Annotated in this window: 24 protein-coding genes; 13 read left to right on the forward strand and 11 right to left on the reverse strand. The window is 67.1% G+C overall.

Annotated elements, in window-relative coordinates:
• Positions 1-192, forward strand: a 192-nt coding sequence (locus AC1DP9_RS24710; RefSeq protein ID WP_477108742.1) for a TSUP family transporter, incomplete at its 5' end; no start/stop codon positions are given.
• Here AC1DP9_RS24710 and AC1DP9_RS24715 read toward each other — a convergent pair.
• Positions 189-818 carry a DUF938 domain-containing protein gene (locus tag AC1DP9_RS24715; protein WP_441591348.1) on the reverse strand — a complete coding sequence of 210 codons (630 nt, stop codon included), beginning with the start codon at positions 816-818 and terminating at the stop codon, positions 189-191. The two genes, AC1DP9_RS24710 and AC1DP9_RS24715, sit on opposite strands and share 4 nt — an antisense overlap.
• A 147-nt stretch (positions 819-965) precedes the next feature.
• Between AC1DP9_RS24715 and AC1DP9_RS24720 the strand changes: the two genes are divergently transcribed.
• On the forward strand, positions 966-1,571 hold the full coding sequence (locus AC1DP9_RS24720; RefSeq protein ID WP_477108743.1) for an IMPACT family protein: 606 nt from the start codon (positions 966-968) through the stop codon (positions 1,569-1,571).
• The gene (locus AC1DP9_RS24725; RefSeq protein ID WP_477108744.1) at positions 1,564-1,878 is read left to right on the forward strand and encodes a 2Fe-2S iron-sulfur cluster-binding protein; all 315 of its coding nucleotides are present in this window, start codon (positions 1,564-1,566) and stop codon (positions 1,876-1,878) included. Before AC1DP9_RS24720 ends, AC1DP9_RS24725 begins: the two co-directional genes overlap by 8 nt.
• Before the next feature lie 21 nt (positions 1,879-1,899).
• Here the strand turns inward: AC1DP9_RS24725 and AC1DP9_RS24730 are convergent, their stop codons facing one another.
• The 4 genes from AC1DP9_RS24730 to AC1DP9_RS24745 form a co-directional block, all read right to left on the reverse strand.
• A complete protein-coding gene (locus AC1DP9_RS24730; RefSeq protein ID WP_477108745.1) occupies positions 1,900-3,015 on the reverse strand; it encodes an extracellular catalytic domain type 1 short-chain-length polyhydroxyalkanoate depolymerase in 1,116 nt (371 codons plus the stop codon).
• Positions 3,016-3,116: 101 nt separating this feature from the next.
• Positions 3,117-3,866, reverse strand: a complete 750-nt coding sequence (locus AC1DP9_RS24735) for a sulfite exporter TauE/SafE family protein (protein WP_369823406.1) — start codon at positions 3,864-3,866, stop codon at positions 3,117-3,119.
• A gap of 12 nt (positions 3,867-3,878) precedes the next feature.
• A complete protein-coding gene (locus AC1DP9_RS24740; RefSeq protein WP_477108746.1) occupies positions 3,879-4,253 on the reverse strand; it encodes an antibiotic biosynthesis monooxygenase family protein in 375 nt (124 codons plus the stop codon).
• A 17-nt stretch (positions 4,254-4,270) separates the two neighbouring features.
• A complete protein-coding gene (locus AC1DP9_RS24745) occupies positions 4,271-5,401 on the reverse strand; it encodes a cytochrome P450 (RefSeq protein WP_477108747.1) in 1,131 nt (376 codons plus the stop codon).
• Between the two features lie 269 nt (positions 5,402-5,670).
• Here AC1DP9_RS24745 and paoA point away from each other — a divergent pair, with 269 nt between their 5' ends.
• The 3 genes from paoA to paoC are packed head-to-tail and all read left to right on the forward strand — an operon-like array spanning position 5,671 to position 9,504.
• Complete coding sequence (gene paoA, locus AC1DP9_RS24750; RefSeq protein WP_477108748.1) at positions 5,671-6,333, forward strand: aldehyde dehydrogenase iron-sulfur subunit PaoA; 663 nt, start codon at positions 5,671-5,673, stop codon at positions 6,331-6,333.
• Entirely contained in the window at positions 6,330-7,280 is a 951-nt protein-coding gene (locus AC1DP9_RS24755; RefSeq protein WP_477105123.1) for an FAD binding domain-containing protein, read from the forward strand. The genes paoA and AC1DP9_RS24755 overlap by 4 nt, the downstream gene beginning before the upstream one ends.
• Before the next feature lie 16 nt (positions 7,281-7,296).
• Positions 7,297-9,504, forward strand: a complete 2,208-nt coding sequence (gene paoC / locus AC1DP9_RS24760; protein WP_477108749.1) for an aldehyde oxidoreductase molybdenum-binding subunit PaoC — start codon at positions 7,297-7,299, stop codon at positions 9,502-9,504.
• A gap of 30 nt (positions 9,505-9,534) precedes the next feature.
• On the opposite strand, the gene AC1DP9_RS24765 is transcribed toward paoC, so the two are convergent.
• The gene (locus tag AC1DP9_RS24765; RefSeq protein ID WP_441591345.1) at positions 9,535-9,726 is read right to left on the reverse strand and encodes a hypothetical protein; all 192 of its coding nucleotides are present in this window, start codon (positions 9,724-9,726) and stop codon (positions 9,535-9,537) included.
• A gap of 485 nt (positions 9,727-10,211) precedes the next feature.
• On the opposite strand from AC1DP9_RS24765, the gene AC1DP9_RS24770 reads away from it, so the two are divergent.
• The 3 genes from AC1DP9_RS24770 (at position 10,212) to AC1DP9_RS24780 (ending at position 15,088) form a co-directional block, all read left to right on the forward strand.
• Positions 10,212-13,277, forward strand: coding sequence for an autotransporter outer membrane beta-barrel domain-containing protein (locus tag AC1DP9_RS24770; protein WP_477108750.1), 3,066 nt, complete (start codon positions 10,212-10,214; stop codon positions 13,275-13,277).
• Positions 13,278-13,420: 143 nt separating this feature from the next.
• Positions 13,421-14,362, forward strand: a complete 942-nt coding sequence (locus AC1DP9_RS24775; RefSeq protein ID WP_143093876.1) for a hypothetical protein — start codon at positions 13,421-13,423, stop codon at positions 14,360-14,362.
• A gap of 78 nt (positions 14,363-14,440) precedes the next feature.
• A complete protein-coding gene (locus AC1DP9_RS24780) occupies positions 14,441-15,088 on the forward strand; it encodes a response regulator (RefSeq protein ID WP_092293547.1) in 648 nt (215 codons plus the stop codon).
• On the opposite strand, the gene AC1DP9_RS24785 is transcribed toward AC1DP9_RS24780, so the two are convergent.
• Positions 15,085-15,984, reverse strand: coding sequence for a LysR family transcriptional regulator (locus tag AC1DP9_RS24785; protein ID WP_092293549.1), 900 nt, complete (start codon positions 15,982-15,984; stop codon positions 15,085-15,087). The genes AC1DP9_RS24780 and AC1DP9_RS24785 overlap by 4 nt on opposite strands.
• Positions 15,985-16,077: 93 nt before the next feature.
• Between AC1DP9_RS24785 and AC1DP9_RS24790 the strand changes: the two genes are divergently transcribed.
• Both AC1DP9_RS24790 and AC1DP9_RS24795 read left to right on the forward strand, forming a co-directional pair.
• Entirely contained in the window at positions 16,078-17,292 is a 1,215-nt protein-coding gene (locus AC1DP9_RS24790; RefSeq protein ID WP_477108751.1) for a CaiB/BaiF CoA transferase family protein, read from the forward strand.
• A gap of 36 nt (positions 17,293-17,328) precedes the next feature.
• Positions 17,329-18,327, forward strand: coding sequence for a Bug family tripartite tricarboxylate transporter substrate binding protein (locus AC1DP9_RS24795; RefSeq protein ID WP_092293553.1), 999 nt, complete (start codon positions 17,329-17,331; stop codon positions 18,325-18,327).
• A 6-nt stretch (positions 18,328-18,333) separates the two neighbouring features.
• Here the strand turns inward: AC1DP9_RS24795 and AC1DP9_RS24800 are convergent, their stop codons facing one another.
• Positions 18,334-19,302, reverse strand: coding sequence for a 5'-nucleotidase (locus AC1DP9_RS24800; RefSeq protein ID WP_477108752.1), 969 nt, complete (start codon positions 19,300-19,302; stop codon positions 18,334-18,336).
• A 78-nt stretch (positions 19,303-19,380) separates the two neighbouring features.
• Positions 19,381-20,352 (reverse strand): AraC family transcriptional regulator, encoded by a 972-nt coding sequence (locus tag AC1DP9_RS24805; protein ID WP_477105125.1) that lies wholly within the window; start codon positions 20,350-20,352, stop codon positions 19,381-19,383.
• 94 nt (positions 20,353-20,446) lie between these two features.
• On the opposite strand from AC1DP9_RS24805, the gene AC1DP9_RS24810 reads away from it, so the two are divergent.
• Positions 20,447-21,280, forward strand: coding sequence for an oxidoreductase (locus tag AC1DP9_RS24810; RefSeq protein WP_477108753.1), 834 nt, complete (start codon positions 20,447-20,449; stop codon positions 21,278-21,280).
• Positions 21,281-21,295: 15 nt separating this feature from the next.
• Here AC1DP9_RS24810 and AC1DP9_RS24815 read toward each other — a convergent pair whose 3' ends face one another.
• On the reverse strand, positions 21,296-23,971 hold the full coding sequence (locus AC1DP9_RS24815; RefSeq protein WP_477108754.1) for an excinuclease ABC subunit UvrA: 2,676 nt from the start codon (positions 23,969-23,971) through the stop codon (positions 21,296-21,298).
• Positions 23,972-24,150: 179 nt separating this feature from the next.
• The gene (locus AC1DP9_RS24820; RefSeq protein WP_477108755.1) at positions 24,151-25,059 is read right to left on the reverse strand and encodes a LysR family transcriptional regulator; all 909 of its coding nucleotides are present in this window, start codon (positions 25,057-25,059) and stop codon (positions 24,151-24,153) included.
• 170 nt (positions 25,060-25,229) lie between these two features.
• Here AC1DP9_RS24820 and AC1DP9_RS24825 point away from each other — a divergent pair, with 170 nt between their 5' ends.
• Positions 25,230-25,907 carry a hydrolase gene (locus AC1DP9_RS24825; protein WP_477108756.1) on the forward strand — a complete coding sequence of 226 codons (678 nt, stop codon included), beginning with the start codon at positions 25,230-25,232 and terminating at the stop codon, positions 25,905-25,907.
• The last annotated feature ends 33 nt before the right edge of the window (positions 25,908-25,940 follow it).

Below are 25,940 nucleotides of genomic sequence, written 5' to 3' on the forward strand. Positions count from 1 at the left end.
GTGGTCGCGCTGATGACCTATGCCCAGGCCGGGCATGTCGACTGGACCAGCGGCATCCCGCTCTCGCTCGGCGGCATGCTGACGATCTCCTGGGGCGTGGCGCTGGCGCACCGGATGCCGGAGCGCCGCCTGCGCGCCGCGTTCGCCGTGTGCCTGATCGTCACGGCGGTGATCATGCTCGTGCGCGGCTAGCCTGCCGCCGGCTTGCGGAAGACCAGGCTGAAGTTGTTCGCCGGCATCGGGATGGGCGCGTCGCAGGTCATGCCTTGGGCAGCCCCGAGGGCGATCACCGCTTCCATGTCGCGCACGCCCCATTCGGCATCGGCAGCACGCAGCTGCGCGTCGAAGGCTTCGTTGCTGGGCGCCGTGTGAGCGCCGTCGCGCTTGTAAGGGCCGTAGAGATAGAGCACGCCGCCCGGCCCGAGCCGCTTGCCGGCGCCGGCGAACAGCGCCTCGGCGGCCGCCCACGGCGAGATGTGGACCATATTGATACAGACAATGGCGGCCACGGCGTCGATGCCCCAGGGTTCCGCGCGCACGTCGAGGGCCAGCGGCGGCAGCACGTTCGTCGCCCCGGCGTGGGCCGCCCAGGCCGCGATCGACTCGCGCCAGGTGGCATCGGGGTCGCTCGGCTGCCAGGTGATGCCCGGCAGCGCGGCGGCAAAGTGCGCGGCGTGCTGGCCGGTGCCGCTGGCAATCTCGAGCACCGTGCCGCTGGCCGGCAGCACCTGGCGCAGCACGGCAAGGATCGGCTCCCGGTTGCGCTCGGTGGCAGGCGCCATGCGGCGCGCGGCGAGGTCGGGGGACGGGCGGTTCATGGGCGCTCCTGTTTTCGCGGGTGACAGGCGCAAGGGTAGCAGGCGCGGCGCCCCGGCGCGGTCAGACCCGGACGGCGCAGCGCCCCGGCTGCGCTACACTCCCCTCCTGCCCAGTCACCCCGCCGGTTTCGGCCGATTTTCGCCGCCTTGCCCACCTACACGCTTGCCACCCCCGTCCACTCGGACCTCGAGATCCGCAAGAGCCGCTTTATCGGCCTGGCCACGCCCGTGCCGGACCGCGAGGCCGCCATGGCAGTGCTCCAGGACCTGCGCGCGCAGCACCCGGGGGCCACGCATGTGTGCTGGGCGCTGCTGGCGGGTGGACAGTCGGGCATGTCCGATGACGGCGAGCCGTCTGGCACGGCGGGCCGGCCGATCCTCGAAGTGCTGCGCCACCATGATCTCGATGGCGTGCTGGCGGCGGTGATCCGCTACTACGGCGGGGTCAAGCTCGGCGCGGGCGGACTCGTGCGCGCCTATACCGATGCGATTGCCGCCGCGCTCAAGGACGCCGAGCGCGTCGAGCGCATCGCCTACGCCACGCTGGATGTCGAGGTGGACTATGCCGACGAACCACGCGTGCGCCGCTGGATCGAATCGATGGCTGGCGAGGGCTGCATGCTGGCCGACACCCAGTACGGCGCGCTGGCCCGGCTGGTGATCCGCCTGCCGGCCACGCTGCGCGATTCCGCCATCGCCACCCTGCGCGACGCCACCCATGGCCGCGCCCAGTTTCCGGAAGCCAATGCCTGATCCGGACGACATCACCACCCACGACAGCGCCGAATTCACCGCCCGCGTGCTGCCCGGCGAGACGCACTACGCCGCGCCGGCCTCGCTGAGCCTGTTGGAGGCGGCCTTGCTCGAAGGCGTCGCCCTGCCCAGCTCCTGCCGCAACGGCACCTGCCGGGCCTGCATCAGCCAGCTTCACGCGGGGAGCGTGCGCTATCGGATCGAATGGCCGGGACTCAGTGCGGATGAAAAGGACGAGGGCCTGATCCTGCCGTGCGTGGCGTGTCCGACCAGCGACGTGGCCTTCGAGCCGATCGGCACGAACTAAACCCCGGGGTAAGTCACCCCATCAAGCCAGCCCGCGCCCGTTCACGGAGAAGAAGCGCAGGGCGATCTTCAGCGCATCCGGGCCGGTCGGGTCGGCGAAGGCCTGCCCCGGCGCGCCACCGCTCCAGGCGTGGCGCAGCCCTTCCACCTTGACCAGCCGCATAAAGGGCCGCACGCCGGCCTGCCAGTCGAAGACATCCACCGCGCGCCGGGTGCCGCGCCGCACGCGCCGGGGCGGCATGGCCTTGGGGGCGGGCGCGCCGGGCGGCAGCAACTCCAGCCACAGCGCAGCGGCCGAGGTGGCGTTGTCGTAGGTGACCACGGTGTCGTCATCGCCATGCAGCAGCAGCAGCGGGGGCGGTCGCCGGCCCGCCAGCGCCAGCCGGGCTGCCACGGCGTCCGGGACGCGCTCGCCGCGCATGGCGCGTGGGGCCTGGGCCGCGTTGACGGCGCTGTAGGGCACCGCGCCCGAGTGCGAACCCACGGCGGCAAAACGATCGGGATAGCGCAGGCCGAGCATCATCGCCATCGCCCCGCCCGCAGACAGCCCCAGCGCGCACACCCGCTCGCCGATGATGGCGTAGCGCCGGCAGACATGGTCGATCATCGACATCAGCAGCGCCGCCTCGGATGCGCCCCGGGCGTCCGGCCGGAACCAGTTCCAGCAGCGCTGCGAGTTCGCCTGCACCGACTGCTCGGGCATCAGCACCACCCAGCGCGCATCGCGCGCCACGGTGGTCACGCGCGCGCAGGCGGCAAAGCTGGCGGCGTCCTGCCCGCAGCCGTGCAGCAGCACCAGCAGCGGCGCAGGCCGCGCGGCGCTCACGCCTGGCGGCACGAAGATCCGGTAGCGCCGCTGGCCCAGCGCGCCCAGGCCAAGGGTGAAGCCCCAGACCCCCTCCTCCCAGACCCCGCCGCCCTTGCTGACCGGCGACGGCGCCGGCGTGACCACGCCGGTCAGCGCCCGGTGCGCAGCCTTGCCCACGGCGCGGCCCACGGCCTCGCTGACCGCACTGCTTTGCTGCTTGGCCGTCTTCAGCACGGAATTGGTCACCGTGCGTTGCAGGCGCCGGGCGCTACGCGCCGCCTGCTTGCCCAGCGTTGCCCACAGTTGGGTAGTACCCCTGCGCCGTGTCATGCCGCATCGCCCTTTCGTCGTCTGGTGCCGTGACGGATGCCACGCTGCGATCCTGCACCAGTATCGGGGGCGATTGTGTCAGGTTTTCATGCCATGTCCGGTCAGACGATGCCGCGCAGGGCCAGATCCGCCCCCAGCAACAGCAATCCGCAGAAGAACAGGCGCCGGAAGCGCTCCGCGCTGATCCGGTGCCGCAGCCACTGGCCGAGGAACATCCCGCCCAGCGCGGGCACCAGCGCCAGCAGCGAGGCCCCGAGCACCGGCGTATGGAGCAGCGCGCCGCCCAGCGCCAGGCTCACCGCCAGCGCGATGGTCGAGACCGTGAACGACAGCCCCAGCGCCTGCACCATGCTTTCCTTGTCGAGGCCGAGCCCCTGCAGGTAAGGCACGGCGGGAATGACGAAGACCCCGGTCACGGCGGTGATCGCCCCCGTAACCAGCCCGGCCAGCGGCGCCATCCAGCGCTCCGCCCGGGGCGGCACGACCAGCCGCACGGCGGCGAGGCCCATCACGGCATAGACGATCAGCGCCACGCCGAGCGCGTTGGTGGCGTGGTCCATCATCCTGGCCGGCACCAGCGCGGCGCAGAGCCACGTGCCGGCGCAGATGGTGACCAGCATCGGCCACAGCCGCAGCAGCAGTTGACCGAAGCGCGGGCCGCTGAACAGCTGCACAACGTTGGTCACCATGGACGGCGCCACCAGCAGCGCGGCGGCCTGCACGGGCGGCATGACCAGCCCGAGCAGGCCCACCGCCACGGTCGGCAGGCCAAGGCCCACCACGCCCTTGACGAAGCCGGCCAGCAGGAAGGTCAGGCCGATAAACGCGAATTCAGGACCTACGTGGAACATCGACAAACTCCTTCAGCGGGGGGTGGACACGCCGGTGGGCAGATCGGCGTGGACCGCCCGGCTGTCCGCCGGCGCCTCGTCGCGCTCGTTCAGGCCGTAGTCGCGCAGCACCTGGGCCACGCGCAGCCGGTAGTTGGCGAACACGCCGCCGCGCCCGGCCGCCTGCGCCTGGCGGTGGTCTAGCGTGTTGCGCCAGGCCATGACCGCCGCTTCGTCGCGGAAGAACGAGAGGGACAGCAGCTTGCCCGGCGTGGTCAGGCTCTGGAAGCGCTCCACCGAGATAAAGCCATCGATGGCCTCAAGCGTCGGCTTCAGGTGGGCGGCGATGTCGAGATAGGCGTCCTGGCGGCCCGGCGCGGGTTCGACTTCGAAAATCACGGCAATCATGGGGGCTCCTCTATTTATTAGTGGGATGGTGTGAACAGCGGAATGCGGGCGTTCACGGACGGACGATAGCGCAAGCCGGTCAGCAGGCGGCGCGGGTCGACATCGCGCCGGAGCAGGCTGTCGACGGTGGTTGCTGCTAGAAGACGCGCCAGCGCGTCGCCGGGGCAGCCGTGGCGACCGGTGCCGAAGGTCCAGGGGCGGTCGGGGCGGGGTGCGGACGGATCGTGCGATGCGGCGGCCAGCAGCACCAGCACGGCATCGCCAGCCTTCAGGGATTCGCCGCAGAGCGTGGCGTCCGCCGCCAGGAAGCGGCGCGTGTTCTGCACGGGGGGATCGGTACGGGCGACGTCCGCGACCAGCTGGTCGAGATCGCCCGCTTCGCCAGTCCTGCCCAGCCGTACCAGCGTATTCCCAACCAGCCCGGCCGTGGCCTCGCACGCCTGGATCATCAGGCCGATGGCGTTGGCCAGCAGCGTGGCGGGGTCGATATCGGCGTCGATAGCGGTGTCGATAGCGGCCTGCGACATCGCCGCGAGCAACCCGCCGGGGGCGGCATGCTCCCCCGCCCAGCGCGTCAGCCATTGCGCGGCCACGGCGCCCGCCTCCACATCGGCGGGCCGGGCGAGCGGTGACATGGCCGCGGCGAACGTCGCCACGAAGCCAGCCACCCGCGTGGACACATGGCCGGCTTCGTCCCGCTCCAGCGGCAGCCCGAGCAGGTCCGCCACGCAGAGCACGGGCAGCGTGAACATCCAGCGATTGGCCTCGTGGGCGTCGTCCGCCTCCACGCGCGGCAGGTGTGCAGCCAGCGCGCGGGCGCGGAGGCGGGCGGCTGGCAGGTCGATGCCGGCCATCGCCCGCATGACCACGGCCTTGAGCGCCGCATGGGGCGCCCCGTCGGTCATGCGCACCAGCCGGCCGAACAGGGCGCCCGCCGGGGTGCCGGCCAGCGCGGGCGGCACCGGCTGGGCCACCGGGCGGACCCGGCAGTCGGGATGGGCGAGGACCTCGGCGGCCGCGTCGGCGCTGGCGGCCACCCACAGGCCCAGCGCGGCATCGTGGTGGAACGGCCGCGTGGCGGCCAGGTGCCGGTAGTACGGATAGGGGTCGGGATCGGTGACGGCGGCAATCGGATCGGCAACGTACATGGGAGCGGCTCCGTGGCGAATGGATGCAGTGTGCGTCACGCCGTGCCGCCGATGCTTCATGGCGACGTGAAACGTCGAATGCCGGCGGGCAGGCCGGGCGAGGGCGCAGGCGGGCGCGGGCGGGCTCGGGCATGTTTTGTGCGCCGTTCTGCCCGCACTGGCAGACGCCCCGCTCGGCCGGCCCGCGCCGTGTAATAACTGCGCGCAACCGTCGCCACATTGCAATTTCTGGCGTCCCCGCCCACGGACGATAACAAGGACCCCACCCCATGGAAGACTTCCGCGACCATCAGCCTCTCAAGCTATCGCGGCGCGAACTGCTCAAGGCGAGCGCGGTCACGGTGACCGCCGCCGCCGTGCCGGGCGCCGTCACCGGCCAGCCCGCCGCCGCGCCCTCCCCCGCCACCACGCGCCCGCCCATCTCCCACAAGGTGTCGCTGATCGTCAACGGCCAGCGGCGCGACCTCGACCTCGACACCCGCACCACGCTGCTGGACGCCCTGCGCGAACACCTGCACCTGACCGGCACCAAGAAAGGCTGCGACCACGGCCAGTGCGGCGCGTGCACGGTCATCGTCGATGGGCGCCGGCTGAACTCCTGCCTGACGCTCGCCGTGATGCACCACGAGGCCAAGATCACGACGATCGAGGGTCTGGGCACGCCCGAGCGCATGCATCCGATGCAGGTGGCCTTCGTGAAGCATGACGGCTACCAGTGCGGCTATTGCACGCCCGGCCAGATCTGTTCCGCCGTGGCCGTGCTCGACGAGATCCAGGCCGGCATCCCGAGCCACGTCAGCGCCGACCTCAACGCGCGCCCGCCCCTGAGCGCCGAGGAGATCCGCGAGCGGATGAGCGGCAACATCTGCCGCTGCGGCGCCTATTCCAACATCCTCGACGCCATTGGCGACGTCGCCGGGAGAAAAGCATGATCCCCTTTACCTACGAACGCGCCCAGTCGCCGGCGCAGGCCGCCGCGTCCGCCACGCGCATCCCGGGCAGCCGCTTCATCGCGGGCGGCACCAATCTGCTCGATCTGATGAAACTCGGCATCGAGACCCCGCTGCACCTGATCGACGTGAACGGCCTGGCGCTGGACAAGATCGAGGCCACCTCCCAGGGCGGGCTGCGCATCGGCGCGCTGGTCCGCAACACCGACCTCGCCGCCGACCCGCGCGTGCGGCGCGACTACGGCGTGCTGGCGCGCGCGCTGCTGGCCGGCGCCTCCGGGCAGCTGCGCAACCGCGCCACCACGGCGGGCAACCTGCTGCAACGCACGCGCTGCCCCTATTTCTACGATACCGACCAGCCCTGCAACAAGCGCGTGCCGGGCAGCGGCTGCGCGGCCATCGGCGGCGTGACGCGGCAGCATGCGGTCATCGGCGCCAGCAATGCGTGCATCGCCACGCATCCGAGCGACATGGCCGTGGCGATGCGCGTGCTCGACGCCTCGGTGGAGACTGTCAACCCGAAGGGCGCCGTGCGCGTCATCCCGATCCTCGATTTCCACAAGCTGCCGGGCAACACGCCGCATATCGAGACCGCGCTGGAGCCGGGCGAGCTGATCACCGCCGTGACGCTGCCCCCGCCCATCGGCGGCGCGCAGTTGTACCGGAAGGTCCGCGACCGGGCGTCGTATGCGTTCGCGCTGGTGTCCGTGGCCGCCATCGTGCAGCGCGACGGCACCGGCCGCGTGGCCGTGGGCGGCGTGGCGCACCGGCCGTGGCGCCTGGAAGCCGCCGAGACCGAGTTGCCGCGCGGCGCCCAAGCCGTGACCCAGCGCCTGTTCGCGGACGCCCGGCCCACCCACGACAACGCCTTCAAGGTGCCGCTGTTCCAGCGCACCCTGAGCGCCGTGCTGGCGCAGGCCCGCACCTGACCGGAGGAGACGGACGATGAAATTCGACACCCCCGCCACCACCAATCCGATCGACCAGCTTCGCGTGGTCGGCAAACCCACGGACCGCATCGACGGTCCCCACAAGGCCACCGGCACGGCGCCCTACGCCTACGAGCGGCACGACGTGGCGCGCAACCAGGCCTACGGCTATGTGCTGGGCGCCGGCATCGGACGCGGCCGCATCGTGTCGATGGACACCGCCACCGCGCGTCGCGCGCCCGGCGTGCTGGCCATCGTCACAGCCGCGAATGCCGGCAAGCTCGGCAAGGGCCAGCGCAATACCGCGAAGCTGCTCGGCGGCCCGGAGATCCAGCACTATCACCAGGCCGTGGCGCTGGTGGTAGCGGAGACCTTCGAGCAGGCCCGCGCGGCGGCGCAGATGATCCGCGTGCGCTATACCGCCGAGAAAGGCGCGTTCGACCTGGCCGCCGCGCGCGATACGGCCGTCGCGCCGAAGGGCGATGACTTTTCGGGCAAGCCGGAGACGGCCGTCGGCGACTTCGCCGGCAGCTTCGCGGCGGCGCCGGTGCAGTTGGACGCCACCTACACCACGCCCGACCAGTCGCACGCGATGATGGAGCCGCACGCCTCCATCGCCGCCTGGAACGGCGACAAGCTTACGTTGTGGACGGCCAACCAGATGATCGCCTGGGGCCGCGAAGACCTGGCGGCCACGCTCGGCATCCCCAAGGAGAACGTGCGCGTGATCTCGCCCTATATCGGCGGCGGCTTCGGCGGCAAGCTGTTCGTGCGGGCCGAGGCGCTGCTCGCGGCGCTGGGCGCGCGCGCGGCCAAGCGGCCCGTGAAGGTGGCGCTGACGCGGCCCCTGATGTTCAACAACACCACGCACCGGCCGGCGACGATCCAGCGCATCCGCATCGGCACCACGCGGGACGGCAAGATCACGGCCATCGCCCATGAAAGCTGGTCGGGCGACCTGCCCGGCGGCGGGCCCGAGACCGCCGTGCAGCAGACGCGCCTGCTCTACGCCGGCGCCAACCGGATGACCGCGCTGCGACTGGCCACGCTGGACCTGCCCGAAGGCAACGCCATGCGCGCGCCGGGCGAGGCGCCGGGCATGATGGCGCTGGAGATCGCCATCGACGAGATCGCCGAGAAGGCCGGCATCGACCCCGTGCAGTTCCGCATCCTCAACGACACGCAGGTCGATCCGGAGAAGCCGGCGCGGCCGTTCTCGCAGCGGCAGTTCGTCCAATGCCTGCGGCTGGGCGCCGAGCGCTTCGGCTGGCAGGCGCGCAATCCCAAACCCGGTGCGACCAAGGCGGGGCAATGGCTGGTCGGCATGGGCGTGGCGTCGGCCTTCCGGAACAACCTCGTCATGAAGTCCGGCGCGCGCGTGGGGGTGGACAAGGGCGGCCGGGTCTTCGTCGAGACCGATATGACCGATATCGGCACGGGCAGCTATACGGTCATCGCCCAGACGGCGGCCGAGATGCTTGGCGTGCCGATCGAACAGGTGGTGGTGCGGCTGGGCGATTCGTCGTTCCCGGTGTCGGCGGGGTCCGGCGGGCAGTGGGGCGCCAACAGTTCGACGTCAGGCGTCTATGCCGCCTGCGTGAAGCTGCGCCAACTGCTGGCCGAGCGTGCCGGCCTGAGCGGCACGGACGCGGTGTTCGAGGGTGGCCAGATTCGCGCCGGGGGCCGCAGCGTGCCGCTGGCACAGGCGGCGGGGGACGGCGTGACCGCCGAGGACACCCTGGAATTCGGCGATCTCGACAAGAAGTACCAGCAATCGACCTTCGGCGCGCATTTCGTCGAGGTGGGCGTGGACATGGCAACCGCCGAGATCCGCGTGCGCCGCATGCTGGCCGTCTGCGCGGCGGGGCGGATCCTGAATCCGAAGTCGGCACGCAGCCAGGTGATCGGCGCCATGACGATGGGCGTGGGCGCCGCCTTGATGGAGGAACTTGCCATCGACAAGCGCGTGGGCTTTTTCGTCAATCACGACCTCGCCGGCTACGAGGTGCCCGTGCACGCCGATATTCCCCACCAGGACGTGATTTTCCTGGACGAGGTGGATCCCATTTCCTCGCCGATGAAAGCGAAGGGCGTGGGAGAACTCGGCATTTGCGGGGTGGGCGCGGCGGTGGCCAATGCCATCTACCACGCCACCGGCGTGCGGGTGCGTGACTACCCGATCACGCTGGACAAACTCCTGGCGGGGATGCCGGCAATGGCCTGATTCGTCGCCATATGCCCGTCCACCCGTCCGTCAGGCCTTGCGCGACGGACGGGCATTGCGCAGTGCCGAAGGCCGCACTTCCTGCAGCGATCGCAGCGAGCGCTGTGCGTCCTCCACCGCTTCGAGCCCCTCCCGCAGCCGCGTGCAGGCGTAGCCAAGGCGCGCCTGCACCTCGGTATCCAGTGAAGACAGACGCTCCAGGGCGTCCAGTTCCGTCTGCAAGTGGCCAATCATTCTTCGTAATTGCGCCGTGCTATGAGATGCGAGTGACTGGATGGCCATTCGTAATCCCCTGTGGCTAAGGATGCAAAATGAGAAGGGCAGTGCCCATCCTAATACCCTAGGGCGAGCCACCCAGAATTCCAGCGCTGTTACATATATGTTGGGAGCGCTCCCCGGGTAATCCGGCATTGCGCTGGGAGTGAGCAGCCCCTTTCGCTGTCAAGCCTGCTGGCTCTGTATTTCTTGCATGGTCGACCGGCATATGGATAATAAATGACAATCGCGAGATTGCGTTATGTCGATCGGGAAAATAAATATCAGACTCCGCAGGAAAATAAATCCCCCGCCCTGACATTAATCCACTTTCCCAACCCCTTCGCATCACATACACTGCCCTTCAAATCCACCCGATAATCCTCTGATAATCCAATATCACCCATTATCAAACATATTGGATTCAGTTTCCGATCCATGGGAAATTGCCGATGCCCGTTCCGTCCCGAGTTCGCATCGCTGTACTCCTGTTGTTCGCCACCGCCTTCCGGCCCCTTCATGCGACTGACCTGACGAGTTCGGAGGTGGGCTACAAGCTGAGCCGCGCCGACAACCCGTTCGTCGTGGTACCCGGCGCGATCATCGACACGCGTGGGAACGGCGCCGTTGCCATCGACGCATCGGGCAGCTCCGGCTGGGCACTGACCAACAACGGCACCGTCTATGGCGGCTACAACGCGGTGCACCTCCCCCTGGGCACCTTGACCAACTTCGGCGTGCTGGCGAGCCCCGGCACCACCGCGGTGGCGATGTTCGCTGGCGGCACCGTGGTGAACCACGCCGGCGCGGTGATCGCCGGCAAGCTCGACGGCATCTACCTCGGGCAGTCCGGCAGCATCGTGATCAATGCCGGCGACATCGCCGGCGATGTGTTCGACTACTCCAGCACACAGGCCGCCATCCATTTCGCCGAGAGCGGCACCGTGGTCAATCTGGCGACGGGCCGCATCGTCGGGCATGCGCACGGCATCCTGGCCACGCCTGCCCTCACCCTCGACAACGCCGGCTTGATTGCGTCGGACGAGGGCGCAGCCATCGACCTGCACTCGGGCCCCAGCGCGCCGGCCTCCATCGTCAACAGCGGCACGATCAACGGGCGCAGCGGCGTGGCCATCGCCTTCGGCCCGGCGGACGACCGGCTCGAGATCAGCGGCACCTCGCGGATCACCGGCGTCGTGGACGGTGGCGCCGCGGGCAGCGTCGGCAACATGCTGGTGCTAGGCGGCGCCGACGCCGGCAGCTTCGACCTCTCCGCGCTCGGCCCCGCCGCGCAGTACCGGAACTTCGGCATCCTCCAGAAGCAGGGCGCCAGCATCTGGACACTGACGGGCGCGAACCTCGACGAGCAGGCGTGGCAGGTCGGCGGCGGCGGCTTCGTGGTGGCCGGGCAGCTCACCGGCAGCCTGACCGCCCAGCCCGGCGTCACCGGCCTCTATATAGAAGTGGCGCCGGGCGGAGCGCTCCAGTCGCCTACAACCAGCGCCATCACCCTCAACGGCGGGAGCCAGATCGTCAATGCAGGCACGATCACGGCCAGCGGCGCGGGCGTCCCGGCCATCCGGATCGGTGGCGCGGATGGTCCCGCCAGCGTGGTCAACCAGCCGGGGGCGACGATTGCCGGCAGCCAGGGGCCGGCCATCGTGGCGGGCGCCAACGTCGCCATCGTCAACGCGGGCACGCTGAGCGGCAGCGGCGTCGCCGTGCAGTTCACCGGGGCAAATAGCACGTTGACGCTCGATACCGGCAGCGCCTTATCGGGCGACCTCGACGGTGGCAACGGTGCCGGCAACGCCCTGATTCTGCAGGGCAGCGGCAGCCTGCCCGGCCGTGCCTATGGCTTCCCCACTTTCCATATGCGCGGCACGGACTGGTTGCTCGACGGCACCGCGGAGATCGGGACATCGGCCACGGTCGAGACCGGCACCCTGCGCGTGAACGGCACGCTCGCCAGCCCGGCCGTGGCGGTGTCGCCCAGCGCGGCGCTGGCCGGCACGGGCACGGTACAGGGCGCCGTCAGCGTGCAGGGCATCGTCGCGCCCGGGAACACCGTCTTGCCGACTACGCCGAGGGCGCCGCTGTCGGTCGGCACGCTGTCTGTCGTGGGCAGCTACAGCCAGGCGGCCGGCGCCGTGTATCAGGTCGATGTCTCGCACACCAGCAACGACCTGATCGACGTCACCGGCCCCGCCGCGCTGGCCGGCGGCATGGTGCAGGCCCGTCTGCGCGCGCTGTCGCTGCGTCCTGCCGATACGTACCGCATCCTGTCGGCCTCGGGCGGGCTGACCGGCACGTTCGCGGGCGTGACCACGCTCAATCCGTTCGCCACGCCCTCCCTGGCCTACGATGCCGGGAATGCCTACCTCGTGGTCGCACGCGGCTTCGCCCTGGCCGGCGGTACACCGAACGAGATCGCCGTGGAAACTGCCCTGGACCGCGACGCCTTCGCCGCAGGCACCAACAACGCGCCGAGCCGGGACTTCCTGTCGGTGGCGCTCGAACTGTTCAATCAGGAAGGTGCAGGAGCCTACGCGGCGATCGACCAGTTGAGCGCGGAAGCCTACGCCGCGCTGCCGAACGCCCACTACGCGGCGGCGCGGGCGGGCATGAACGCCATCGACACCCGGCTTGCGGACAACACCTGCACCGGCGCGGCACCGGCGGCGCGCTTCTGCGCATGGGCCACAGTGCTGGGCAACACCGGCCGCATCGGCGGGTATGACACGTGGCTGTCGCAGGACATCAACCTGGCGGGCGTCATGGCCGGGGTCGACTATCAATGGACGCCGGCGTTCACCGGCGGGATGGCATTCGGCTACCTCCACGGCAATACCTTCACCCACGGCCTGCCGGTGCACGGCCAGTTCGACAGCTACCAGGCCGTGCTCTATGGCCGCTACACAGCAGGCCGTTTCTGGTTCCGGCAGGCACTGGGCTACGCGCGCAATATCGACGATATGCGTCGCGACATCACGTTCACCGAGGTGCCCCGTACGGCCACGGGCGGCGCGCACGGCAATCAGTTCTTCACCGCCCTGCGCACCGGCGTGGACCTGCCGCTGGCCCTGCCCGGCGTGCTGTCACCGTTTGCCGGCGCGGAGTTGCAGTCTGTGAAGTTGTCCGGCACGGTGGAATCCGGGGCGGACAGCGTCAACCTTGTGCTGCCTTCGCGCACGACGCATTCGGTCCGGTCGCTGCTCGGCACCGAGTGGCGCCATCTGTTCGACGGACCGGGCGGCGCGTGGCGTATCGACGCCGCGGCGGCCTGGGTCCACACCTTCGGCACGAACACGCTGGCTATCAACGCGCGCTACGCCGGCGCCCCCGCCACCGACTTCACGGTGCACGGCAGCGGCCAGAACCGCAATGCCGCTCAACTGCGGCTGGGCATGAGCGTCAGTCCCACGCCGCGTAGCCGATTGTCCATTCGCTACGACGGCGAACTCGGCACCCACGGCAGCACGCATGGCGGCGCGGTGGGCTTCTCCTATCACTGGTAGGTCCAGCGACTCGCAGATTATTCAAATCGATGTCGGCGAAGGGGGTGGCCTGACAGCAGAGAGATTGCATTTTCAGGAAACAGCGATGGTGACATCACGGCTAAGCGGCTAACGTAGGCCAACGGTGTTCACACAGATCGCATATGCAAACAAATATTCCGCTGGAGGTTGAGACAGACCATCCGAGCCACCTCGGCACCCATCCCGCCGAGATGGAGGCTGCCCTGCTCAGGAATCGGTACTGCAAGACCATGGCCGAGTTCTTCGAAGCACCGGCCACCGTATCGCTATCGCGCGTGGCGCGGGCGATGTACCGACTGGGCCGGGTTCGCCAATGGCAGGCCATCAATGCCACCGCGCGCGGTGCGCCCGCGCCGAATACGGCCAGCCTGCGGTCCGGCGTGCTCGAAAGCCTGGCCGGCTCGCACGCCATGGTCGTGCACCGCAAGCACTGGTACGGCACCCACTATAACAAGACCGATCTGTCCGATCTGGCGCTCCAGGTGGCGATGCTGCTTGCGCTCGACTGGCGCGATCTGGCGGCGTTCGCGCTGCGGGAATGGTTTGGCGAGCACTCCGAACTCGACAATCTCTACCAGCCCACGCTGAGCGGCGTCACCGGCATGATCATCCGGGTGGCCGGGCAGGCGCTCGATGTCGAGGTGCCCGGGGCCGCGTTCCGCCCCACGGAATCGCCGCTTGCCGATATGGCCTTGCACTGGCGCGACAACGAAACCGCGTTCGTGGAACTGGCGCTACAACTGGCCGACCGCCATCTCGCGCAAAGCCACGGCCATTCGCCCACGGCACTCGCGGACTTCGACCAGCCCATCGAACAGGCCGTGCCGGTGGAACTGCTGATGCTGCTGCGCCTGCGCGGCTATGCGGCCACGCCGCGCTGGCTGGCCGTCCATCCGGCGCTGGCGCATCCGGCCGCGGTGCTGTGCACGGCGGCCTCCCCGGTGCCCTCGCAGCGCTGCGAACAGTTCGTCATGCAGATGGTCCGCCTCCTGCCCGAGTACCAGGCATTGCGCACGGCCCTCGCGGCGCAGCAGGCCAGCCTGCGCGCCAATCGTCCCCGATAGCTCTCCCCCTCACCCGCCGGCCGCCACGCGCCGGCGGGGCCTTGACCACGCCAGCATGACCTGTTCGGAGACAACGTTATGACCTTGATGGCCAATCGCATCGCCGTCGCAGACGACCACCCTCTCATCCTCAAGGCATTGCATGACTGCCTCGCCGCCACGCCTGGGTTCGAGGTGATCTGCGCATGCGCAAACGGCGGCGCGTTGATCCATGCGCTGGCCGATGCCGAACTCGACATCATCGTGACAGACTTCGCCATGGGGCAGGCAGACCGCAGTGTCGACGGCTTCAACCTGCTGCGGCAGCTCATCGCGCGCCATCCCGACGCCCGCATCGTGGTGATCAGCGGCCAGATGAACCCGGGCATCGTGGCCCGTGCCATGCACCTCGGCGTGCGCGCGTTCGTCAGCAAGCAGGATGAACTCGACGAGGTGGTCCAGGCCTGCGTGCACGTGACCACCACGGACGAGTGCTTCTATTCCTCGACCATCCGCACGCTGCTGAACGCCTCTGGCGCCATGAAGAAGGCAGTCCACGACCTGACCCTGCGCGAGACGGAAGTGGTGCGCCTCTACGTCCAGGGCTTGCAGTTACAGGAGATCGCCACCCGGGTCGGGCGGTCGATCAGCACCGTCTCATCGCAGAAATCCACGGCCATGGACAAGCTCGGGGTCAAGAAGAACACCGACCTGATCCGCTACGCCTACGAACACGGTGTGATCTAGGCGCCGCGCCCTGCCGCGCGTTCCTGCAGGAACGCGATCAGCGTGGCCACGGCGCGCGTCTGGTAGCGCGCCGGCATGTAGAGCAGGTACATGGTGGTCCGGAGGAAAGATAAATCCTCCGGCGGCAGCGGCAGGCGCAGCAGCGCCCCCGTGGCGAGGTCCTGATCCACCATGTAGTGCGGCACCAGTCCCACCCCCAGCCCCTGGAGGATGGCATCGCGCAGGAAGAAGAAGTTCGCCGACATCAGCCTGGGCCGAATGTCGAGCTGCCGGCTTGCCGGGCCCGGCCTCCCCGCCGCGTGCAGCTTCTGGCCCGTCAGTTCCGAGGTGATCAGCGGCAGGTCCTTGAATTGCTCGAGGGTCTGCGGCATGCCGTAGGTGCGCACCAGATCCGGCGTCGCGCAGGCCACATATTCGACGTCGCCCAGGCTGCAGGCCACGGCGTTGGTGGGCGCGTCGCCCATCACGCGGACGGAGAAGTCCACCGCGCCCTTGATCAGGTCGTCGATGTCGTTGTCGAACACCACGTTCAGCGTGATGGCCGGATACAGGTTCATGAACGCGATGAACCACGCGGACATGGTGTGCTGGCCGAAGCCGCTCGGCACGCTGAGCCGGACCGTGCCGCTCAACCGCTTCCCCAGACTCTGGACCGACTCCTGCGCCGCCATCACTTCGTGGCGGATGGCCCGGGCATGCTCATACAACTGCCAGCCGAGTTCCGTCGGTTCCAGCTGCCGCGTGCTGCGTCGCAGCAATTCCGCGCCAATCTGCCGCTCGAAGTGGTTGAGGCGCTTGCTGACGTTGGCGCGGCTCATGCCGAGCTGCGCCGCGGCGCGGCTGAGATTGCCGGCCTCGATGATGTCCACGAGCAGGGACAGCCCGTTCAGGTCCATTGTCAACTTTCCGTAGTCATATGCGTTGCGGATTGGTAGCAATTGTCAAGCATACGGAACATATAGACAATGCGCTGACAGGAGACACAGACAATGGAATTACAGAATCAGGCCGCGCCGTTGCCGTTGGCAGGCGTGCGCATCCTTGACCTCTCGCGCGTACTGGCCGGGCCGATGTGTGCGATGGCGCTGGCAGACCTCGGCGCCGATGTCATCAAGGTCGAGCACCCCGCGCGCGGCGACGACACCCGAGACTGGGGCGTGCGGATCGGCACGCGCAATACCTCCTATTTCAATAGCGCCAACCGCAACAAGCGCTCGGTCACCTTGGACTTGCAGAGCGAAGAGGGCGTGCAGCTGGCGCGCCAGCTGGCCGCGCGCAGCGACGTGGTGATCCAGAACTTCAAGGTCGGTGGCGCCGAAAAGCTGGGCCTTGGCTACGGACAGCTCAGCGCGGACAATCCGGGCCTCGTCTATTGCTCGATCTCCGGCTACGCACGCTTCACGCCGGAGGCCGAGCGGCCCGGCTACGATCTTGTGGTGCAGGGCGAAGCCGGCGTAATGGCCACCAACGGCGAGGCCGGGCAAGGTCCGCTGAAGTTTGGCGTCGCGGCCGTGGACATGTTCACCGGCATGTACGCCGGGCAGGCGATCCTGGCGGCGCTGTTCGCGCGCCACACCACCGGACGCGGACGCCATGTGCAGATGGCCCTCTATGACTGCGGGCTGATGATCACGTCGTACTACGGCATGGAAGCGCTGCTCAAGGCCGGCGATCCGCCGAAGTTCGGCAACGCCCATCCGTCCATCGTTCCTTACGGCGTCTTCGAGGCCGCCGACGGCCCGCTCGTGATCACCGTGGGTAACAACGGCCAGTTCCAGCGATTCTGCCGCGAAGTCATCGGTCGTCCCGAATGGGCGGAAGATCCGCGATTTGCGACGAACACGACGCGCTCGGCCCATCGCGACACCCTACTGGCCGCACTGCGCGAGACCCTGCGGCGCTTCACCCGGGCCGAATTGCTGCAACGGCTGACCGCCGCGCAGATTCCGTGCGGCGAGGTGCTGGGCATGCTCGACGCGCTACAGTCCCAACGCACCGCCGACGCGGGGCTGCTGCACCATTTCCACGACACCGAGGCCGGCGCGCAGGCCGTGCTGGCCCCGCCCTATGCGATGGATGGCCAACGCCTGCCCGTGCGGCGCCCGCCGCCCCATATGGGCGAGCACACCACGGAAATCTTCAAGGAAGTGCTACAACTCGACGACAACGCTATCGCGGGCCTGCGATCCCGAGGCGTGATCTGATCCCGATATTTCGATTCAAAACTGGAGACAAAACCCATGACCAAGCTGCGACTCAGCCGCCGCCAGATCCTCAAGGCCGGCGCCGCGGCCTCCCTGGCATCGATGATGCCCGCCGTGCTCGCCAAGACCGGCTGGCCGGAGAAGTTCATCAAGATGACCGTCGCGTTCCCGGCGGGCGGCCCCACGGACACCGCCGCCCGGATCGTGGCCCAGAAGCTGTCGGAGCGGCTCGGGCAGCAGGTCATCATCGAGAACAAGCCGGGTGCGTCGGGTTCCATCGGCACGGCCAGCTTTATCAAGAGCCCGGCCGATGGCTACAGCCTGTCGATGTTCGGCATGCCGGCCCTGCTGGCACCGCTGATGTACAAGAACAACGCCTATGACGTGAAGAAGGACTTCCTGTCCGTGGCCACGGTCTATGTGCTGCCGATGGCCATCGTCATCAATCCCGCCGTGGTGCCCGGCGTGGAGACCCTGCCGGACCTGATCCGCTTCGCCAAGGCCAGCAAGACGCCGCTGAACTACACCAGCTCGGGCACCGGCAGCTTCGGGCACCTGGCCATGGAGCAGCTCAAGGACCTGGGCGGCTTCGACATGCAGCACGTGCCGTACCGCGGCAGTGCGCCGGCCGTTGCGGACCTGCTGGGCGGACAGGTGGGCATCATGTTCGCCGACGTAGTGGCCGCCCTGCCCCACATCCGCGCCGGCAAGCTCAAGGCGATCGCCCTGAGTTCGCCCAATGCCAAGGTGCTGCTGACCGGCGTGAAGACGGTGTCCGAACAGGGCTTCCCAGGCTTCGACTTCGACTCCTGGGGCGGCCTGATCGCGCCGCTGGAGACGCCGCAGGCCATCGTGGACCGCATTGCCCGCGAGACCCGCGACATCGTCACCAGCGACAAGGAACTGCAGCAGAAGCTGGTAAGTGCCGGCGCCATCGCCTCGTTCCAGGACGGCAAGCAGATGCAGGCACGCCTGAACAAGGACTACGACCGCTGGAGCGCCATCGTCAAGGCGAAGAACATCACTGCCATGTAAGGCGAATTAAGCTGGCATCGCCCCGCCATCCACGGCCTCCGGGGAAAGCTGCTCGGCGTTTCGGATCCCGAACGGGATATGGACGCAAGGCAGGGTCCCGGCGGCCGGTTCGAGATGCAGGCGCTGGTCGTCGAAAAAAATGTGCGGCTGGAGCACTTCCAGGACGAGCCGCTTCTCTACCCCGCCCAGAAAGAACGCCTCGTTGACCGAGATGCCCCAGTGGCGCATGGTGTTGACCACGCGTTCATGCGCCGGCGCGTTGCGCGCGGTGACGATCGCCACGCTCAACTTCTGCTTGTACTGCGGGTCCCGCTGCACGCGCTCGCTCTCGAGCGCCTGGATCACCGCCAGTTTCTTCAGGAACGGCGCCAGGGGTCCCGGATTGTGGGGGATGTCGATGTGTTTCTGCTCGTGCTGAAGGAATGCGTCGAGCTGGCCGTTGTGGAAAACGGCCTCGGCCGCATCGTCGGCAATCACCCCGTCAAAGTCGAAGGCCAGCCGTAGCTCGTCAGACTCCGTATCGGCGGGCAAGGTGCCAGCCAGAACCTGGCCGGCCGCATGCCCAGCCAGGATCGCCTGGCGGACATCGGTCTGATTTGCGGAAAGGAACAGGCTGATGCTCAGCGCCTCGATATATCGCTGCGGCGCGCCGCCCTGCAGAAACAGGGCGCGACTGATATCCAGCCCATGAGCCTTGATCGACTCCATCACCCGCATGCCGGTGTCGGGATCATTCCTGGAGAGCAGGATTACCTCCACCAGCGGATCACCCGGACGCAGTTCGTTGAGCGATAGCAGTCGTCGAATAAAGGGAAATGCCACGCCCGGGCGCAACGGTACGTGCTGATGCTTTCGCTGGTAGTCCCGATAGGCCTCCTCGCCGTCGCCACGGAAAATCTTGTCGGACTCGTCGAGATCGAACAGCGCACTCGACGCGAGCCCCAGTACCAGCCGGTTGGTCAGATCGTAAGGCATAGGTGATTGTTGCTAGCAAGGGGACAGGCCCCGCCGTGAAATCGAAAGATGCTAAGTCTATCCGGACAGCAAACGCCATCAGTGCGAGGAGACGTACTCAGCGTCATGGAACACCGGGGGGACCGCAAACCCTTCTCGCATTCGCTTCGCCTCCGCCGCCGGGGTCAAGCCAAAAAGTCTTCTAAATTCTCTGCTGAATTGTGATGGACTTGTGTAGCCCACGGCACGGCCAGCCGCTTCTGCGGTCAGGTCTTGACGCACCATTAGCAGGCGAGCCTGATGCAGGCGCGTCGACTTTAGATACTGCATGGGTGACGTCTGCGTGATCGCCTTGAAATGGCTGTGGAAGGTAGGAATACTCATGCCGGCTTCCAGTGCGAGTTGCGACAGGTCGAGCGGTTCCGCGTAATCGGCATGAATGCGGCGCAGCGCCCGGCCGATCTTTCCATACTGACCTTTCATCGCAAGCGCCTCTCGCATGGCGCTTCCCTGCTCCCCGGTGAGTACCCGGAAATACAGTTCTCGCAGCAGACCGGGACCCAACACGGCTGCCTCGAGCGGTCGGTTCATCGCCTCCAGGAAGCGCAATACCGATGCGCGCATGTCCGCATCCATTGGACTTGACATCATGGCCTGCGGTGGCTGCGCGCGCTCGGCCACCGACTGACGGTCGATTTGCAGCATCAACTCGGCGGCGACCGCAAAATCCAGGTGCAAATACATCGCGAGAAGGGGATGCGCCGGCGTCGCGTCCGTCTCCATATCGAATGGAACGGGAACTGAGACGGCGAGGTAGTGCTGCGCGTCGTAGACATAGCGCTTGTCACCGAAGTAACCACGCTTGCGGCCCTGGCAAACGATGACAATTCCCGGATCGTAAAGAACCGGAGTACGCGACAAGGCGCGATCGGAGCGCAGTATTCGGACCCCGGGGAGCGCCGTGAGGTTGTATCCCTCGTTGTGCGCCAATGCGCCGAGCAGATCGACCAATCGTCGTTGCCCGCCGTCTGACGAAGACGGATGATTACCCGTATCACTCTTCGAATACATAGTTTTAGGCAAGAAAAACAGGAGATTGGCGCTTATATCACTGATTTCTGCAGAATAACATGCGCTCTCCAGTCTACCGAACGGAGAAGCTCAAATGGCATCCAGCAAACGCTTGCTCATTACCGGCGTCAGCAGCGGCTTTGGTCGTGCGCTCGCTCAAGAGGCGCTAGCGGCCGGCCACCGCGTGGTCGGCACGGTGAGAAGCGCGCGAGCGAAGCAAGACTTCGAAGCGCTATCCATCGACAGGGCTTTCGCCCGCATACTCGACGTGACCGAATTCGACGCCATCGACGGCGTCGTTGCGGAGATCGAATCGAACGTCGGCCCCATCGATGTCCTCGTCAACAACGCGGGCTACGGGCATGAGGGCATTCTGGAAGAGTCGCCTTTGTCCGAGATGCGCCGACAGTTCGACGTGAACGTGTTCGGCGCAGTCGCCATGGTGAAGGCCGTGCTGCCTTTCATGCGTGAACGCAGGCGCGGTCATGTTCTTAACATTACGTCTATGGGCGGCTACATCACGATGCCCGGTATTGCTTACTACTGTGGGAGCAAGTTCGCTCTGGAAGGCATCTCGGACGCGCTTGCCAAGGAAGTGCAGCCCTTCGGTATTGCGGTTACTGCTGTCGCGCCGGGCTCGTTTCGGACCGACTGGGCGGGTCGATCGATGACCCGCACGCCACGCTCAATCCCCGACTACGACGCTATCTTCGAACCGGTTCGCGAGGCACGTATCGAGAAGAGCGGAAAGCAGTTGGGAGATCCCGCAAAGGCAGCGCGTGCGATGCTCGCCGTGATCGATGCAGATCAGCCGCCCGCGCATCTTCTGCTTGGTAGCGACGCGCTCCAACTCGTGCGAAGCAAGCTGTCTGCTGCAGCAAGCGAACTCTGCGCCTGGGAACACGTCACAGTGTCGACCGACGGTTGAGCGGCCTTGAACGGGTCAACTCAATTCCTTTGCCAGATATTCGCCAGTGCGGCTCGTCGCCACGCTGGTGATATCGGTGGGGCGGCCGCTAGCCACGACGCGGCCGCCCAGCTCTCCGGCGCCCGGACCCATGTCGATCACCCAGTCCGCCTGGGCCACGACACGCATGTCGTGCTCGACAACGACCACGGTATTGCCCGCATCCACCAGCTCCTGTAGTTGCAGGAGCAGGCGGTCCACATCGGCCGGATGCAGTCCGTTGGTGGGTTCGTCCAGCACGTAGAGCGTGTCGCCGCGCTGGGCGCGCTGCAGTTCGGTGGCCAGTTTGATCCGCTGTGCCTCGCCACCCGACAGCTCGGTGGCCGGCTGCCCCAATCGAAGGTATCCCAATCCGATGTTCTGCAACGCCTTCAGCGATCGCATCACCGAAGGCTCATCCGCAAAGACTTCGCATGCCGCATCGACGGTCAGGTCGAGGATCTCGGCAATATTCCGGCCTTGCCAGGTGATTTCCAGCGTCTGCGCCTGATAGCGCGTGCCGTGGCAGGCGGTACACGGCGCATACACACTCGGCAGGAACAACAGCTCCACGCTGACGAAGCCCTCGCCTTCACATGTGGGGCAACGGCCTTGGGCGACGTTGAAGGAAAAGCGTCCCGGCGTATAGCGCCGCTTGCGCGCGGCGGGGGTGTCGGCAAACAGCTTGCGGACATGATCGAACAGCCCGGTATAGGTAGCGAGGTTCGATCGCGGGGTGCGGCCAATGGGCTTCTGGTCGACGCGCACCAGACGGCGCACCGCCTCCAGGTCGCCCGCCACGCGCCCACTTGTCGGCGCATCCGTCACCGCGAACAGTGGATCGCGCTCCTCGTCGGCATCGCTATCGTTGGCGCGGCCAAGATGCCGGTTCACCAGCTCCGGCAGGGCCTGGCTGATCAGGCTCGACTTCCCCGATCCCGAGACGCCCGTCACCGCCACGAAGCACCCCAGCGGTATCGCCGCATCGATTTTGTGGAGATTGTTGCGGGCGACATGCACGAGCTTGAGCCACCCAGCGGGTTCACGGGGTTCTCGCAGGGACACCTGTTGCTCGCCAAACAGATACGCTGCGGTACGCGATGCCTGCACCGCGGCAAGCCCGTCGAGCGGCCCGCTGTAGAGCACGTGGCCGCCGCCCTCGCCAGCGGCCGGCCCCACGTCTACGATCCAGTCCGCGTGACGCATGGTCTGTGTGTCATGTTCGACCACGAACAGCGAGTTGCCGGCGGCCTTCAATCGTCGCAACGCCACCAGCAGCGCTTCGCCATCGGCGGGATGCAGCCCGGCCGAGGGCTCGTCGAGCACATAAACCACGCCGAACAGTTGGGAAGATAGCTGCGTGGCCAGCCGCAGCCGTTGCAATTCGCCCGATGACAGCGTCGGCGTGCTGCGGTCCAGCGACAGATACCCGAGCCCGAGATCGATGAGCGTGGAAACGCGCTCCATCAGCTCTTCCGCGATGCGCTGCGCGGCCAGCCGCTTTTCGTCGGAGAGGTTGGGCGTGCGTCGCACGTCGGGCGCCGCCTTGTGTGCGGATCCCCCTGCCGCCACGCGCCGCGCCGTGGCGGCGCGCATCGCCTTCGTGCTCAGCACCGCGCCGGAGATTGCCTCGGGGCTCGCCCACTCGCCGTGCGCAATCGGCCGCATGATCTCCGCCACGCGGGCAAGCGGAAGGTTCGCGAACGTGCCGATGTCCATGCCCGCAAACGTCACCGATAGCGCTTCCTTCTTGAGCCGCTTGCCGTGACAGGCCGGGCATTCGCGTCCAATCATGTATTGCGAAACGCGCTTCTTCATCAGCGCGCTCTGCGTCGTGGCGAAGGTCTGCAGGACATAGCGACGGGCGCCCGTGAACGTGCCCTGATAGCTCGGCTCCATCTTGCGCTTGAGCGCGGCGCGCACCTCCTTGGGCGTGAATCCTGCGTACACCGGCACCGTGGGCTGTTCCTCGGTGAACAGGATCCAGTCACGGTCCTTCTTCGGCAGCTCGCGCCACGGCTTGTCCACGTCGTAACCGAGCGTCACCAGGATGTCGCGCAGGTTCTGCCCGTGCCATGCGGGCGGCCACGCCGCGATGGCGCGCTCGCGTATCGACAAGGTATCGTCGGGCACCATCGACTGCTCGGTCACATCATAGATGCGCCCCAGACCATGGCACGTGGGGCAGGCGCCCTCCACCGTGTTGGGCGAGAAGTCCTCCGCATACAGCATCGGCTGCCTGGCCGGATAAGTGCCCGCGCGCGAATAGAGCATGCGGACAAGACTCCCCAGCGTGGCGACGCTTCCAACCGTGGAACGTGCATTCGGCGTACCGCGCTGCTGCTGGAGCGCGACGGCGGGCGGTAGCCCTTCGATCGCATCCACCTCCGGCACGCCAACCTGCTCGATCAGCCGTCTGGCATAGGGGGCCACCGACTCGAAGTAGCGCCGCTGGGCTTCCGCGTAAAGCGTGCCGAATGCCAGGGAGGACTTGCCCGACCCCGAGACCCCGGTAAATACGACCAGCGCGTTGCGTGGGATATCGACATCGACGTTCTTGAGGTTGTGCTCACGGGCCCCGCGCACGCGGACGAAGTTGTCCGCCGCGTGACCGGACGCGGCCGGAAACGTGTCGTCGGGTGTCAGTGGGTGCCGGCGGTCTTCATCCTTCATGCGATTTGTCTGTCTGAAAGCGGCGCCCTTGCAGAAATTTCCGACTGAATCTTCATATTTCCTGCGGATTCGAGGGGGCGCTTGGCGATGGCCTCAACAAGGCAGGAAACATGCCAAATCGGATTGGAGTGAAGAGACCGCCGCAAAGAAGCCTACTCAACATCTACTGCGGCCCGCCCCTACTCCTCGTCCATTTCGGCAAATCTCTCGACCAAAAACTCGATTAATGCGCGTACGGCTGGCAAGACGCCGCGCCGGGACGGGAATACGACGTGAAGCAGTTCGGCGCGAGGTGCCCAGTCCGGCAGGAGCCGTACCAGCTGCCCCCTGTTCAACTGCTCACGTACCATCATCACCGGCAGCTGGCCGATACCGACACCTGCCAGTGCTGCGGCTCGCAGTGCAATCATGTCGCCTGTCACCAGGCGCGGGCGATGTCGCACCACCGCCTGCGCCCCATCCGGACCAAACAGCGCCCAGGCGTATTCCGCCTGCGTTGCGCCCAGTGCAAGGCTTGGCAGGTCGGCGAGATCAGCCGGCGCGCGTGGCAGCTCGCGCTGCCCTTCTACCAGGGCGCTACTGGCCACCAGACATTGCCTGCGTTCCGCCAGCACGCGGATGACAAGGTCGCTGTCTTGCAATGGCGCCGGCCTGACGCGGATGGAAACATCCACAGCATCGCCGACCGGATCCACGCGCCGATTGGTCGCTTCCAGATGCACGATCACCTGCGGGTGCGCGGCCATGAACCTGGCCAGCATGTCGCCGACGTGCGCGTGCAGCAATGCCACCGGACAGGTCACCCTGACGGTACCGCGCGGCTCGGCGCGCGTCAGCTCCACGGCTTCCTGTGCAGCCTCTGCCTCCATCAGCATCGCCTTGCAATGCTCGTAGTAGGTACGGCCAATCTCGGTCATGGTGAAGCGGCGCGTCGAGCGCTGGATCAGCCGAACGCCGAGTCGTTCCTCCAGCACGGCGATGCGCCGGCTAAGCCGGGACTTGGGCATTCCCAGTGCGCGGCCAGCCGGCGCGAATCCGCCGTGCTCAACCGCCTGCACATAGAAGTAGAGGTCATTTAGGTCCTGCACGCCACTTCCTTCTCCCTTCATCGTTCACCAGATAGGACTATGACGTCCAATCTAGCACTCTAGTGCGTCCCGCGTCCCAATCCTATGCTTTCTCCATCCGACGAATGGTCGCTAGCGGCCAGACCTTCCACACGGTGCGATGCCACCGCCCCTTACCCAGGAGACCCATCATGTCCCAACCCGCCAACTTCAACGGCAAGCGACCTGTCATCGACCCGGACGACTCGGCGATGCTGCTGATCGATCATCAGAGCGGTCTCTTCCAGACCGTAGGCGATATGCCCATGCCGGAACTGCGCCAGCGCGCCGCCGCCCTGGCAAAGATGGCGACGCTGTGCAAGCTGCCGGTCATTACTACGGCTTCCGTGCCACAAGGGCCCAATGGCCCGCTGATTCCGGAGATTCAAGAGAACGCACCGCACGCGAAGTACGTCGCGCGCAAAGGCGAAATCAATGCATGGGACAACCCCGAATTCGTCGCCGCCGTGGAAGCGACGGGCAAGAAAACCCTGATCATCGCCGGCACCATCACGAGTGTGTGCATGGCGTTCCCGTCCATCAGCGCCGTGGCTGACGGGTACCGGGTTTTCGCCGTAGTGGATGCTTCCGGCACCTACTCGAAGATGGCGCAGGAAATCACGCTGGCCCGCGTGGTGCAGGCCGGTGTGGTACCGATGGATACCGCCGGCGTGGCCTCCGAGCTGCAACGCACGTGGCATCGCGATGACGCGCAGCAATGGGCGGAGATCTACACGAAGATCTTCCCGGCCTACCAGTTGCTGATCGAAAGCTACGCGAAGGCGCAAGACGTGCAGAAGAAGGGCGAGGCGCTGGACTCCGCGCGCTAAGCGTCGGAACCGGCATGGGCCTGGCGGCCCTGC

The sequence above is a fragment of the Cupriavidus sp. 01L43 genome (genome assembly GCF_056399925.1).

Coding starts and splice junctions, on each gene's coding strand:
- AC1DP9_RS24745 (WP_477108747.1), bottom strand. CDS start 5,401: ATGTACGTTGCCGATCCGATTGCCGCCGTCACCGATCCCGACCCCTAT.
- AC1DP9_RS24730 (WP_477108745.1), bottom strand. CDS start 3,015: ATGACACGGCGCAGGGGTACTACCCAACTGTGGGCAACGCTGGGCAAG.
- AC1DP9_RS24775 (WP_143093876.1), top strand. CDS start 13,421: ATGCAAACAAATATTCCGCTGGAGGTTGAGACAGACCATCCGAGCCAC.
- AC1DP9_RS24805 (WP_477105125.1), bottom strand. CDS start 20,352: ATGTATTCGAAGAGTGATACGGGTAATCATCCGTCTTCGTCAGACGGC.
- AC1DP9_RS24715 (WP_441591348.1), bottom strand. CDS start 818: ATGAACCGCCCGTCCCCCGACCTCGCCGCGCGCCGCATGGCGCCTGCC.
- AC1DP9_RS24790 (WP_477108751.1), top strand. CDS start 16,078: ATGGAATTACAGAATCAGGCCGCGCCGTTGCCGTTGGCAGGCGTGCGC.
- AC1DP9_RS24800 (WP_477108752.1), bottom strand. CDS start 19,302: ATGCCTTACGATCTGACCAACCGGCTGGTACTGGGGCTCGCGTCGAGT.
- AC1DP9_RS24770 (WP_477108750.1), top strand. CDS start 10,212: ATGCCCGTTCCGTCCCGAGTTCGCATCGCTGTACTCCTGTTGTTCGCC.
- AC1DP9_RS24785 (WP_092293549.1), bottom strand. CDS start 15,984: ATGGACCTGAACGGGCTGTCCCTGCTCGTGGACATCATCGAGGCCGGC.
- AC1DP9_RS24825 (WP_477108756.1), top strand. CDS start 25,230: ATGTCCCAACCCGCCAACTTCAACGGCAAGCGACCTGTCATCGACCCG.
- paoA (WP_477108748.1), top strand. CDS start 5,671: ATGGAAGACTTCCGCGACCATCAGCCTCTCAAGCTATCGCGGCGCGAA.
- AC1DP9_RS24815 (WP_477108754.1), bottom strand. CDS start 23,971: ATGAAGGATGAAGACCGCCGGCACCCACTGACACCCGACGACACGTTT.
- AC1DP9_RS24755 (WP_477105123.1), top strand. CDS start 6,330: ATGATCCCCTTTACCTACGAACGCGCCCAGTCGCCGGCGCAGGCCGCC.
- AC1DP9_RS24725 (WP_477108744.1), top strand. CDS start 1,564: ATGCCTGATCCGGACGACATCACCACCCACGACAGCGCCGAATTCACC.
- AC1DP9_RS24795 (WP_092293553.1), top strand. CDS start 17,329: ATGACCAAGCTGCGACTCAGCCGCCGCCAGATCCTCAAGGCCGGCGCC.
- paoC (WP_477108749.1), top strand. CDS start 7,297: ATGAAATTCGACACCCCCGCCACCACCAATCCGATCGACCAGCTTCGC.
- AC1DP9_RS24740 (WP_477108746.1), bottom strand. CDS start 4,253: ATGATTGCCGTGATTTTCGAAGTCGAACCCGCGCCGGGCCGCCAGGAC.
- AC1DP9_RS24735 (WP_369823406.1), bottom strand. CDS start 3,866: ATGTTCCACGTAGGTCCTGAATTCGCGTTTATCGGCCTGACCTTCCTG.
- AC1DP9_RS24780 (WP_092293547.1), top strand. CDS start 14,441: ATGACCTTGATGGCCAATCGCATCGCCGTCGCAGACGACCACCCTCTC.
- AC1DP9_RS24810 (WP_477108753.1), top strand. CDS start 20,447: ATGGCATCCAGCAAACGCTTGCTCATTACCGGCGTCAGCAGCGGCTTT.